9 protein-coding genes are annotated in these 13,528 nt (G+C 31.7%); 5 read left to right on the plus strand and 4 right to left on the minus strand.

The features are described 5' to 3' along the window. Window positions 1-75: 75 nt before the first annotated feature. The 3 genes from ACYX4H_RS12340 to tsaD all read right to left on the minus strand — a co-directional run bounded on the left by ACYX4H_RS12340 (window position 76) and on the right by tsaD (window position 3,554). Entirely contained in the window at window positions 76-1,764 is a 1,689-nt protein-coding gene (locus ACYX4H_RS12340) for an alkaline phosphatase D family protein (RefSeq protein ID WP_476236590.1), read from the minus strand. A gap of 93 nt (window positions 1,765-1,857) precedes the next feature. After that, entirely contained in the window at window positions 1,858-2,499 is a 642-nt protein-coding gene (locus tag ACYX4H_RS12345; RefSeq protein ID WP_476236591.1) for a peptidylprolyl isomerase, read from the minus strand. Window positions 2,500-2,531: 32 nt separating this feature from the next. Beyond that, window positions 2,532-3,554, minus strand: a complete 1,023-nt coding sequence (gene tsaD, locus ACYX4H_RS12350) for a tRNA (adenosine(37)-N6)-threonylcarbamoyltransferase complex transferase subunit TsaD (protein WP_476236592.1) — start codon at window positions 3,552-3,554, stop codon at window positions 2,532-2,534. Between the two features lie 169 nt (window positions 3,555-3,723). Between tsaD and ACYX4H_RS12355 the strand changes: the two genes are divergently transcribed. The 5 genes from ACYX4H_RS12355 to ACYX4H_RS12375 all read left to right on the plus strand — a co-directional run bounded on the left by ACYX4H_RS12355 (window position 3,724) and on the right by ACYX4H_RS12375 (window position 12,488). Then, window positions 3,724-8,103 (plus strand): translocation/assembly module TamB domain-containing protein, encoded by a 4,380-nt coding sequence (locus ACYX4H_RS12355; protein WP_476236593.1) that lies wholly within the window; start codon window positions 3,724-3,726, stop codon window positions 8,101-8,103. Window positions 8,104-8,250: 147 nt separating this feature from the next. Continuing rightward, complete coding sequence (pfkA, locus tag ACYX4H_RS12360) at window positions 8,251-9,237, plus strand: 6-phosphofructokinase (protein ID WP_475296126.1); 987 nt, start codon at window positions 8,251-8,253, stop codon at window positions 9,235-9,237. Window positions 9,238-9,259: 22 nt separating this feature from the next. After that, on the plus strand, window positions 9,260-10,261 hold the full coding sequence (gene gap, locus ACYX4H_RS12365) for a type I glyceraldehyde-3-phosphate dehydrogenase (protein WP_475296127.1): 1,002 nt from the start codon (window positions 9,260-9,262) through the stop codon (window positions 10,259-10,261). 62 nt (window positions 10,262-10,323) lie between these two features. Beyond that, window positions 10,324-11,184, plus strand: a complete 861-nt coding sequence (locus tag ACYX4H_RS12370; protein WP_476236594.1) for an N-acetylglucosamine kinase — start codon at window positions 10,324-10,326, stop codon at window positions 11,182-11,184. An 83-nt stretch (window positions 11,185-11,267) separates the two neighbouring features. Next, a complete protein-coding gene (locus ACYX4H_RS12375; RefSeq protein ID WP_476236595.1) occupies window positions 11,268-12,488 on the plus strand; it encodes an ABC transporter ATP-binding protein in 1,221 nt (406 codons plus the stop codon). Here the strand turns inward: ACYX4H_RS12375 and ACYX4H_RS12380 are convergent. Further along, the gene (locus ACYX4H_RS12380; RefSeq protein ID WP_476236596.1) at window positions 12,481-13,521 is read right to left on the minus strand and encodes a GMP reductase; all 1,041 of its coding nucleotides are present in this window, start codon (window positions 13,519-13,521) and stop codon (window positions 12,481-12,483) included. The two genes, ACYX4H_RS12375 and ACYX4H_RS12380, sit on opposite strands and share 8 nt — an antisense overlap. Between the last annotated feature and the right edge of the window lie 7 nt (window positions 13,522-13,528).

Consider the following 13,528-nt stretch of genomic DNA (forward strand, 5'->3'; position numbering starts at 1 on the left):
TATTTATAAAAGTAGAAAAACAAAAAAGCTGCGTTAAACTAAACGCAGCTTTTTACTTATTTAAAAAATGTTGTATTATGAATATGTAATGGTTTTACCAATCTGGGTTCTGTAGTTTGAAGATAAAATAGTGTCAACAAAAATCCATTCAGATTTTACTTCAGTACTAGTAAATGTAGCCATTAAAAACCCGCGCCTTGAGGCATCAAAATAGTTTAAACCATCAATTAAAACAGTTAAAGCTTGCTCAAAACTAGCCACTGTAGTTGGGTCTGTACCAATAAAACTTTCAAAACCAGGTGAACTTACACCGGCAGTTGCTAATTCTATACCAACTTCAGTGTTATTTGCGGTTGTTAACGTGTTGCTCCAAGCATTGTGTGTATCACCTGCAAGTGTAATTATTTTTTTACCATTAAGGGCATTGTAAATAATTTCGCGTTCTGCAGGGTAACCATCCCAAGCATCTAAATTATAAGGCAAAACAGTGGTTACTCTTGCTTTTTCTTGCTCAGTTAATGTTGGGTCTCCTTGTAAAAGTCTGGTTTTTATAGTAACCAGTTCTGTTAGCACTTCAACAAAATTTGAAGCGCCAAAGGCAGTAAGCATTTCGGCAGGAACATACATTTTCCCCATTAAAACCTGTTGCCCTAAAACTTGCCATTTAGCGTTGCTAGTACTTATTTGGTTTAGTAACCAAGTGCGTTGTGTTGCGCCTAAAATGCTTCGGTTAGGGTTGCTTATATCTGTTTGAAATGAAGCAGCATCAAAACCAGAAGTGCCAAAGTAACTAAAAATATCTAGTTGTTTATCTCTACCAATTAATCGGGTATCTAACATTATGAGGTTAACAAGATTTCCAATATTTATGTTTCTATAAATTAAACTATTATCATCTTGTTGTAGCCTTGAAAAAGGTAAAAATTCACTATATGCTTGTAAAGCGTTTTGTTTTCTAACCTCAAAACTACCTTCAGTAGCTTCGTCATGGTTTTCGGCACCATTTTTATAGGTGTCGTTGGCTATCTCGTGGTCATCCCAAACACAAATAAAAGGTTTTTTTTGGTGGGCTAATTGCAATGAAACGTCAGATCTATATTGTTTAAAACGTGTTCTGTAATCTTCTAAATTTATAACTTCTTTATCTGGTTCATGAAACCTGTTTAAACTGGCATTTTCTGCTGTAGCGCCATAACCGCCAGCGGCATATTCATAAAAATAATCGCCTAAATGAATAATGATATCTGCTTCAGAATTAGCCATAGCATCATAAACATTAAATAACCCAGCTTGATAGTTTGAACAAGAACACACAGCTAATTTTGTACTAGAAGCATCTTTGGGTAATGTTATGGTTTCACCTATAACAGATACTTCTTCATCTTCAATATTAACAAAACGGTAGTATAATTTTTGGTTTTCGTCTAGTTGAGTAACTTCAATAGCAACAGTAAAATCTCTAGAGGCATCTGTTGTAACTTTACCATCTCTAATTTTATTTTTAAAGTTAACATCAGAAGCTATTTCCCAAACAATTTCTTGTGTTGGCCCACTGTAGCGTGTCCAAATAATTACTTTAGAATCTGAGGGATCAAAACTAGCAACACCTTCTTTAAAATTTGTAGTTGTAAAGTTAGTGGTGTCAAAATTAAAACCTAAATCGTCATCACTTTTACAACTAATAAAATTAGGAGCTAAAATAATACCACCTGTTGCAAATAGTGCTTTTTGAAGAAAATGTCTTCGGCTGTTATGTTTGTTCATAGTATCAATTTGTTTGCATAAAATTGAAGCTATTTTAAATATTAAGCGTTACTTAAAGTTTAATTTTATATTACGCTTTTTAAAAAAAAATATTTAAACTTTAGGCTCGACAATTTTTAATACGTCAATTTCTGGAATTTCTTTAGGTTCTTCAGTTAAAAGAACTACATAATACCAGTTTTGTGATGGAATATCTAGTGTGAAAGCTTCACCAATAGTATGGTTGGTTTTTATAATTTCTTGTTCAAAATCTGGATGTAAATCGCCTTTTGTAAACCAACCTAAATCGCCTCCTTTTTTAGCATTATCATCCATAGAATATTGTTTGGCTAAAAAATTAAAAGTTGCCCCGGCATTGTAGCGCCCAATGATATTTTTTCTTAAATCATTTATACTTTCGAGGGTGTATTTTGAACCATCTAAATAAATATATGAAGCACGGTAATACGTTTTACTTTTTTTAGCAACTACTTTGTAAAACGTTTTTTCAAATTCGTTTTCAACTGTTTTAGTTCTACCTGTTCCTAATTTAAAAAGTTCTTTAGCTAATATGGTTTTATGTTTTTCTTGGTTAAACGTAATAAGTTTATTTTTTTTAGAGTTTTTAGTAGCTAAATAACGTTCAATTTGCTGGGGTGTTTCAATACTATCAAGCTCTTTTTCGGTAGTACTTTGTGCAAATAGTTGCGTTTGTGAAATAATAATTGATAGTAAAATAAGTAATGTTTTTTTCATAATGTAATTTGGGGTTTTTAAAATTAAGTGTTTTATATTTTTAATCTGGCAGAAGCCATAATGTTTTGTTGTGTTGAGTAGCCCTCTAAATATTTTAAATACCCAACAATAGCAATCATTGCAGCGTTATCTGTGGTGTATTCAAATTTAGGTATGTAGGTAGACCATCCAAATTTTTGTTCGCCATCTTTTAAAGCCTGACGAATTCCTGAATTAGCCGAAACACCACCACCAATAGCAATATGTTTTATACCGGTTTCTTTTGATGCTTTTTTCAGTTTATCAATTAAAATACCAATAATAGTGTATTGAATAGATGCGCAAATATCATTTAAATTTTCTGTAATAAAATTAGGGTTTTCTTTTGTTTCACGTTGAATAAAATACATAATACCTGTTTTTAAACCAGAAAAACTAAAGTTTAAACCATCAACCTTTGGTTTTGTAAATTTAAAGGCTTTTGGGTTGCCAAGTTTAGCACGTTTATCAATTTCTGGACCCGCAGGATAGCCAAGACCTAAAATTTTTCCGCTTTTATCAAAAGCTTCACCAACAGCATCATCAATGGTTTCACCAATAACTTCCATATCAAAATAATGGTTCACTTTTACAATTTGAGTATGGCCGCCAGAAATGGTCATGGCTAAAAACGGAAAAGGCGGTTTTTCAAAACCTTTTTCATCAATATAATGCGCTAAAATATGCCCTTGCATGTGGTTAACATCAATTAACGGAATGTTTAAGCCGTAAGCCAAAGATTTTGCAAAAGATGTACCCACAAGCAAACTACCCATTAAACCTGGGCCACGCGTAAAGGCTACAGCGTTTAAATCTTTTTTTGTAATTCCTGCTTTTTCAAGCGCTTGGTGCACCACGGGCACAATGTTTTGCTGGTGTGCTCTAGAGGCTAATTCTGGCACAACACCACCGTAAGCTTCGTGTATTTTTTGGTTAGCAATAACATTGCTTAAAATTTTTCCGTTATGTATTACTGCAGCAGCGGTATCATCGCATGATGACTCAATTCCTAGAATGTAAATATTTTGTGAATCCATTAATAAATATTAGGCACAATAATTGTTAATTTTGGCATTAATTAACGTTTAAAACTATTTTAATAAACGTAAGTGCAAAAATAGTTTATTCTTAATAATATCAATAATTTTATAGCGTATCAAAAAAGCACTTAAAATAGCATTAAAAATAGCGGGTATTTTCCTGCTTTTGTTCATCATTTTGGTGTTGGTGTTTTCTATTCCTTCAATTCAAACAAGCTTAGGTAATTACGCTACTAAAGAACTCAATAAAGAGTTTGGCACAAATATAAATATTGAAAAAGTTGGTTTACAGTTTAATGGCGATGTAGAATTTAAAAATATTTATGTTGAAGATTATAAAAAAGATACCCTAATTAGTATTGCAGAACTAAATACTTCTATTTTAAGTTTTAGAAATTTAGTTAACAATAAAATGACCTTTGGTGATATTGATATTATAGATTTAATATTAAATATTAAAACCTACAAAGGCGAAACAGATACTAATTTGGATGTTTTTATAGCCAAATTAGAAGGCGATAATCCTAAAAAAGGCGATGGCACTTTTCTTTTGTCCTCAAGTGATGTATCAATTTATAACAGTATTTTTAGACTTATTGATGAAAACCGCGAAACCCCAAAACGGTTAGATTTTTCAAACTTAAATATTAACGGCACCAATTTTTTAATAAAAGGAAGTGATGTTAGTACCAGAATAAATAAACTATCGTTTGTTGATAGTCGCGGGTTAGAGGTTAAAGATATGATGACTAATTTTGAGTATACTTTAACCAGCATGACTTTTGATGATTTAGTGCTAAAAACACCAGAATCTGTTTTAAACGGCAACATTAAATTTACCTACAACCGCCAAGATTTACAATACTTTACAGATAAAGTTCAAATAAATGCCAACTTTACAAACTCAAATATTCTACTAAATGAATTAAATATTCTTTATAACGAATTTGGAAAAACTCAAAGAGCCTTGTTTAGTACAAATGTTTCAGGAACTTTAAACAACTTAAAAGCCTCAAATTTAGATTTAAGTACAAGCCAAAGCACCAAAATACGCGGTAATATAGCTTTTGAAAACCTATTTAATAGTGAAGAAAACAACTTTTACATGAATGGGCGTTTTTCAAACCTAACCTCTACATATCAAGATTTAACCGCTTTGTTACCCAACGTAATTGGTGATGCCATACCATCAACATTCGACAGGTTGGGGCGTTTTACAATAGTAGGAAATACACAAATAACATCAACACTTATAAATGCCGATGTACAAATTGATACCGATATTGGTTTAATAGATTCCAACCTTGAAATAAATAAAGTAAACGATATTGATAACGCCACCTACAAAGGCAACATTTCATTAACAGATTTTGATTTTGGTACTTTTTTAGACGAACCCAAAATTGGCATAGGTTCACTTAATTTTGATGTGAATGGCAACGGTTTTATTACCGAAAATTTAAACACCCAACTAAGCGGCGATGTTTTTAATGTAGTTTATAACAATTACAAATACAACAAAATAAAAGTAGCAGGTAAAGTAATTAATAAAATTTTTGATGGTAATTTAATTGTGAACGACAGAAATTTACAATTAAACTTTAATGGTTTAGTAGATTTTTCTGAAGACGTAAAAAAATATGATTTTGAGGCTAAAGTAGATTACGCCAACCTAAACACCCTAAACTTTGTAAAAAAAGATAGTATTTCAATTTTTAAAAGTAGGGTTAAAATGAATATGAATAGTAGTAATTTAGATGATGCAAAGGGAGTAATATCATTTAGTAATACTACTTATAAAAATGAACACGATACGTATTATTTTAAAAAATTTGATATTTCATCACGTTTTGAAAATACCACGCGTTATATTGAGTTTAAATCACCCGATATTGTTGAAGGTAACTTAAAAGGCACCTTTGTATTTAAAGATTTAAAAAAGCTTTTTGAAAACTCAATTGGGCATATTTACACCAATTATCAGCCACATAAAGTAAACATTAATCAAAGTATAGATTTTAACTTTAAAATTTATAATAAAATAGCCGAAGTTATTTTTCCTGAAATAGAATTGGGTAAAAACACTTTTATTAGAGGCCGTGTTGAGAGTGATGAAACCAAGTTTAAACTCACGTTTAAATCGCCACAAATAAAAGTGTATAATTATTTTGCTGATAATATTGAGCTTCAGGTAGATAACAGCAACCCGCTATTCAATACATATGTTGAAATTGATAGCTTAAATACCAAGTTTTATAACGTTTCAAAATTTAATTTAATTAATGTTACCGTAAATGATACGCTGTTTATGCGTTCAGAATTTAACGGCGGTAAACGAAATGATGATAATTTTAACCTAAGTTTTTATCACACTATAAATGAAAATAAAGAATCTGTTTTAGGGTTAAAAAAATCAGATTTTACCGTAAAAAATCGTAAATGGTTTATAAATGAAGCAGGCGATAGGTTTAATAAAATTTCGTTTGATAAATCATTATCAAAATTCAATGTAGATAATTTTAAAATCAATCATAAAAATGAAGAAATTAAACTTTCCGGGTTTTTAAAAGATTCTACTCAAAAAGACATAAAACTTAATTTTAAAAACGTAAATCTAGCTAAAATAACACCAGATATTGATAGTTTATCTTTAGGAGGAAACGTAAACGGAAAGTTAGATATTCTTCAAAAAAACGGCAGTTATTTGCCTAATTCAACCATAGTAATTAATGATTTTGCAGTGAATAATTTCCCCTTAGGAGATTTTAATGCACAAATTACCGGAAACGATAATTTAACGCATTATTTGGTTGATGCCACTATAAAAAACAACATATCAAAATCGTTTACAGCAAAGGGTGATATTGTTGTAAACAGGCGGCAATCTAACCTTAATGTAGATTTAACGTTTGATGATTTTAAACTAGCACCATTAAACCCATTACTTTATGATGTTTTATCTAATATTAGAGGCGAAGTATCAGGTAAAGTAAAACTTATTGGTGATGCAAGAAAGCCCAATATAAATGGCAATTTAACCTTAGCCAATGCCGGTTTTACAATACCTTATTTAAATGTTGATTATGCTTTTAAAAACCAGGAAAAAGTAACCTTAAAAGCACAAAGTTTTATTTTTAATAATATTGAATTAACCGATACGCAGTTTAATTCTGGCGGCACTTTAAACGGCACTTTAAGCCATAATAATTTATCAAAATGGGATTTAGATTTAGATATTAATACCAAACGGTTATTAGTTCTAAACACGCAAGAAACTGAAGATGCCTTGTATTACGGACGTGGTTTTATTGGTGGTGAAGCTAAAATTTTTGGTCCTACAGATCAATTAACCATAAGTGTTGTAGCGCAAACAAAACCAGGTACCGTATTTAAAATTCCTTTAAATGATACCGAATCATTTGGTGATAATACCTTTATAAGGCTAGTTTCAAAAGAAGAAAAAGAAGCCAAAAATAAAAATAAAGCCTATGTTTTTGATGATATAAAAGGGTTAGAATTAGATTTTGATGTTGATATTACTGAAGATGCAGACCTAGAAATTATAATAGATAAAAGCACAGGCCACTCATTAAAAGGTAATGGACGTGGTGGTATTTTAGTTGAAATAAATACTAACGGGAAGTTTGATATGTGGGGAGATTTCTCGGTATTTAAAGGTGTTTACAATTTTGCTTATGGAGGTTTAGTACAAAAACAATTTATAGTGCAACCAGGTGGTTCTATTAACTGGGAAGGAGACCCGCTAAAAGCAAGAATAGATATGCTAGCTATTTACAAAACACAAGCAAATCCATCGCCGTTACTTGATAATCCTATAAACCGCAGCATTCCTGTAGAACTAAATATAGCGTTAACAGGTGAGCTTGAACAACCAGACCCAGAGTTTAGTTTTGAGTTTCCAAATGTAAATTCAGCAGTAAAATCTGAGCTGCAATATAGGTTAGATTCCCCAGAAGATATGCAAAACCAAGCACTGTACTTAATATCTACAGGTTCGTTTTCGCGAGGTTTAAATGAACTTAATTTCTCTGGTACCATTGCCGAAAGGCTTAACGGTATTATAAACGGTATTTTTTCAAACGGAGATGGGAAACTTAACTTAGGTTTAAATTATGAAGCTGGCCAAAACAGACCAGATTATCAAACAAATGATAGAGTAGGCCTTACGTTACAAACCCAAATTAGTGACAGAGTACTTATAAATGGTAAAGTAGGTGTACCTATTGGCGATAGTAATGCTACTAACACAGTTGTAGCCGGCGATGTGCAAATAGAATTTTTATTAAATGAAGAAGGTACACTAGTAGCAAAAGTATTTAATAGAGAAAATAGCATTCAAAATTTTGGAGAACAAATTGGCTACACACAGGGTGTTGGTTTATCATATAATGTAGATTTTGATACCTTTAAAGAACTACTTCAAAATTTATTTAAAAGTAAAAAAGAAGAAAAGCCAACAGAAGAAATTATAGAAGAAAATACCTCGCCAGATTTTATTACTCACAAGCAAACTTCACAAAATTAAAGTATCTTCTTTTTAGTTGTTTTTTAGGTAATTATAAAACAATTATTAACTAAAACGTTATAGTATTAACAATGTATTAAAAAGCGCTAAATGCTATGTTTTTTAGGTTTTTGTTTATAATTTTACAAGCAAATACAAATAAAGTATATGTCAAATAAAATTACAAGAATAGCAGTTTTAACTTCTGGAGGAGATTCACCCGGAATGAACGCAGCTATACGCTCTGTGGTTAGAACATGTGCCTACCATAATGTAGAATGTATTGGTATCTACCAAGGATATCAAGGAATGATAGATGATGAGTTTACCCCTTTAGATGCACGTAGCGTTAAAGGTATAATTAACAAAGGAGGTACGTTTTTAAAATCTGCACGCTCACAAGAGTTTCGCACCAAAGAAGGCCGAGAAAAAGCACATAAAAACTTATTAAAGCATAATATTGATGCCTTGGTAGTTATTGGTGGTGATGGTTCTTTTACAGGAGGTTTAGTGTTTAATCAAGAATTTGGGTTTCCTGTAATAGGCATTCCAGGTACTATTGATAATGATATTTACGGTACAACACATACCTTAGGGTTTGATACCGCTTTAAATACCGTTGTTGATGCTATTGATAAAATTAGAGATACAGCCAGCTCACATAACAGATTGTTTTTTATTGAAGTTATGGGGCGTGATGTTGGCCATATTGCACTTAACACAGGTATTGCAGGTGGTGCTGAAGAAATTTTAATTCCTGAAGAAGATTTAGGATTAGATAGATTAGTAGATTCGCTTAACAAAAGTAGAAAATCTGGAAAATCATCAAGCATTGTTGTAGTTGCCGAAGGTGATAAAATTGGTAAAAACATATTTGAATTAAAAGAATATGTTGATCAAAATATGGAAGGGTATGATGTTCGCGTATCTGTTTTAGGGCACATGCAACGTGGTGGTGCACCTTCATGTTTTGATAGAGTTTTAGCAAGCCGTATGGGTGTAAAAGCAGTAGAATCTTTACTAGAAGGCAAAACCAATTATATGGTTGGTTTGTTAAATAGTAAAATGGAACTTACACCATTAGAAAAAGCCATAAAAGGAAAAACAAAAATAAATTTAGAATTATTACGAGTGTCAGATATAATGACTACTTAAAACACTTATTAAATAAGAGATTATGTCAAAATTAAAATTAGGAATTAACGGATTTGGTAGAATTGGTAGAATTGCATTTAGAGTTGCAGCTTCAAGACCAGATGTTGAAATAGTAGCAATTAACGATTTATTAGACGTTGAACACTTAGCATATTTATTAAAATACGATTCTGTTCACGGAAGATTTAACGGAACAGTAGACGTTAAAAACGGTAACTTAGTAGTTAACGGTAACGAAATTAGAATTACTGCAGAGCGTAACCCAGAAGATTTAAAATGGGATGCTGTTGGTGTTGAAGTAGTTTTAGATTGTACAGGTATTTTCACAACTTTAGATAAAGCTCAAGCGCACATTAAAGCAGGTGCTAAAAAAGTAGCAATTTCAGCGCCTTCTGCTGATGCTCCTATGTTTGTAATGGGTGTAAACCACGATAAAATTACAAATGCAGATACAATTGTATCAAATGCTTCTTGTACAACTAACTGTTTAGCACCTTTAGCTAAAGTAATTAACGATAAATTTGGTATTGCTGAAGGTTTAATGACAACCGTTCACGCTTCAACTTCTACACAGTTTGTTGTAGATGCACCTTCAAGAAAAAATTACAGATTAGGTCGTGCAGCCATTTCAAACATTATACCATCTTCAACTGGTGCAGCTAAAGCTGTAGGTAAAGTAATTCCTGAATTAAACGGAAAATTAACAGGTATGGCTTTTAGAGTACCAACGCCAGATGTTTCTGTTGTAGATTTAACGTGTCGTTTAGAAAATCCAGCTTCTTTTGATGATGTTAAAGCTGCTTTAAAAGAAGCTTCAGAAAATGAGTTAAAAGGAATTTTAGGTTATACTGAAGAAGGTGTAGTATCTCAAGATTTTGTTTCAGAACCAAGAACAAGTGTTTTTGATGCTGGTGCAAGTATTGGTTTAAATGATGGTTTCATTAAATTAATTTCTTGGTATGATAATGAGTTTGGTTACTCAACTAAACTTGTTGATTTAGCACAACACATTGGTTCTTTATAATATTTAAATAACTTTAAAGCTCCGCAATTTTTTGGTTGCGGAGCTTTTTTATTCTTAAACTTATGATTTTAATTGTTGATAGTGGTTCTACAAAATCAGATTGGTTAGCAGTAGATAAACAAGGAAATAAACTAATGGATAAAGTACGAACTAAAGGACTTAATCCAGCTATTTTAAGTGAAAAAAAACTTCACAAAACAATTTTAAAAAGTAAAGAATTAAAAGAAAATATAGAACAAGTAACACACGTGTTTTTTTATGGCGCTGGTTGTGGTACAGAAAATGCTAAAGAGCTATTAACTTCTGTTTTAACCGAAATTTTCCCTAAGGCTCATGTTGAAGTTAATGAAGATACTTTAGCAGCTGTTTACGCAACAATTAATCATCCAAAAGAAGCTGCTGTTGTTTGTATTATGGGTACTGGTTCAAATTGTAGTTATTATGATGGAGAGGTGTTGCACCAACGCGTTAAATCTTTAGGTTATACATTAATGGATGACGCCTCAGGTAATTATTATGGCAAACAGTTAATTAAAGATTATTACTTTAACCACATGCCAGAAAATGTAAAAATAGCTTTTGGCGCTAAGTATAATTTAGATGCAGATTTTATTAAATATAATTTATACAAGCAACCAAGCCCTAACGCATATTTAGCAAATTTTGCAGAGTTTATGTTTTTGCACAAAGACTCAAACTACACCATTAATTTAATTAAAAATGGAGTAAGAGAGTTTGCTAGAAATATGATTTTTCAATACAAGGAAGAACTTAAAACAGTTCCTGTTCATTTTGCAGGTTCTATAGCCTTTTTTGCTCAAAAAGAAATTAAAGAAGTAGCTGAAGAAATGGGGTTTAAAGTTGGTAATTTTGAACGCAGACCCATTGATGGTTTAGTACCTTTTCACACTAAAAATTTATAGTAAAACCATACAATAAAATTCATAACCTTTAAGCAGTAACACTATTGTTTAAAGGTTTTTTTTATAACTAATTATTAAGTAATTTGAAAACACACGTAGCCATATATATATCAAGCAAACACGATAAACAATTACTAGTAAATAGTATAATTTCTGGTAAATTATTGCCAAACTTGAAACCATTAAATGGCGCCATTTTTTCTGAAACTATTATTAACAAACATATTGATTTAGAAAGACAATACGGACATGTGTTTATTACGGCAGCCAATAAAAATAGTTTAGCTAAAGCATCCGAAGGTGAGCGTAAAAAAGCACTATTAAAACACATAATTTCAAAAAAGCCTGAATATATAATAGCCGATAATATTTTTGGTAATTTAGATGTTGAAGCCCAACAAAACATTAAAACACAATTCAAAAAATTAAGCAATAGCATACCAATTATTCAAATTACAAACCGAAAACAAGATGTTTTAAGCTTTATAAATACTGTTTTTTACTTTTCAGAAAACACATTAAAACCTTTAATACATACTGAAGATATAAAAAACACCCAAAATTACTTTATAAACACCTTGCCAAAACCACACAAGCCAATAAGATTAAAAACTAAAACACTTGTTAGGTTTGAAAATGTATCAGTAGCGTATTTTGATAGAATGATAATTAAAAATATAAACTGGGAAGTAAAACAAGGTGAATTTTGGCAATTAAAAGGCGCTAATGGTTCAGGTAAAAGCACCATATTATCATTAATTTCAGGTGATAATCCTAAAGCATACAATCAAAATATTTATCTCTTCGGAAATAAAAAGGGTAGTGGTGAAAGTGTTTGGGATATTAAAAAGCAAGTTGGGTTCTTTGGCTTTGATATGCTAAGAGGTTTTAAAAAACACGAAAGCATTGAAAACATGATTCTATCTGGGTTTTATGATTCTGTAGGTTTGTATAAATATCCCAACGAATCTGAAATAACTTTAGTACAACAATGGTTAGCGCTTTTAGGCTTAGAAACAATTAAAAGTAAAAGTTTTCAAACATTATCATCGGGTCATAAGCGTTTGGTTTTAATAGCCAGAGCAATGGTAAAACATCCTCCTTTGTTAATTTTAGATGAGCCCACAAATGGTTTAGATGATGCAGACGCATTAATTTTCACAAGCTTAATTAATAAAATAGCCAATGAAACTAACACGGCTATTATATACGTATCTCATAGAGATGAAGTTGGTTTAAAACCAAATTTTATTTACCAATTATCACCAGGTAAAACAGGTTCAACGGGTAAACAAATTACTTAGAGTATACTGTGTTTTCTTGTTCTGCAACTCTAATAAATGTTGTACGCTTTGTAAGTTCTTTTAAACGTTGGGCACCAACATAGGTACAAGTGCTTCTTAAACCACCTAGAATATCTTGTAAAGTAGATTCTACTGCACCGCGGTACGGTACTTCAACAGTTTTGCCTTCACTAGCTCTGTATTCGGCAACGCCTCCAACGTGTTTTTCCATAGCTGTAGCAGAACTCATACCATAAAATTGCTTGTAGGTTTTGCCATTTTTTTTAATGGTTTGTCCGCCACTTTCATCATGGCCAGCAAGCATGCCACCAAGCATTACAAAATCTGCACCAGCACCAAAAGCTTTAGCCACATCACCAGGTATGGCACAACCGCCATCACTAATTATTTGTCCGCCCAAACCATGTGCAGCATCGGCACATTCTATAATGGCAGAAAGTTGTGGGTATCCAACGCCGGTTTTAACTCTGGTAGTGCAAACAGAACCAGGACCAATACCAACTTTTACAATATCGGCACCAGATAACAATAATTCTTCAACCATTTCACCAGTAACAACATTGCCAGCAATTATTACTTTATCAGGATATTTTTCACGAGTTTGCTTTACAAAATTTGCAAAATATTCTGAGTAGCCATTGGCAACATCAATACATATAAATTTAAACTGCGGATTATACTTAATTATTTGCGCAAGTTTAGTAGAATCTTGTTCGCTAATGCCTGTACTAATAGCTACATAATTGGTGTAATTTTGTGGTAAATTAGCCGAAAAAGCGTTCCAATCGGCTAAAGTGTAATGTTTATGTATTGCGGTAAATAATTGTTTATTTGCTAAAGCATTAGCCATTTCAAAAGTACCAACTGTATCCATATTTGCAGCTATAATAGGTATGCCTGACCAAACTAAAGGACTGTGTAAAAATTTAAATGTTCTTTCTAAATTTACTTCCGATCTGCTTTTTAATGTAGATCGTTTTGGGCGAATCATCACATCTTTAAACCCTAATTTAATTTCATATTCTATGCGCATTCTACTT

This window comes from Seonamhaeicola sp. ABD4_340 (assembly GCF_056312135.1).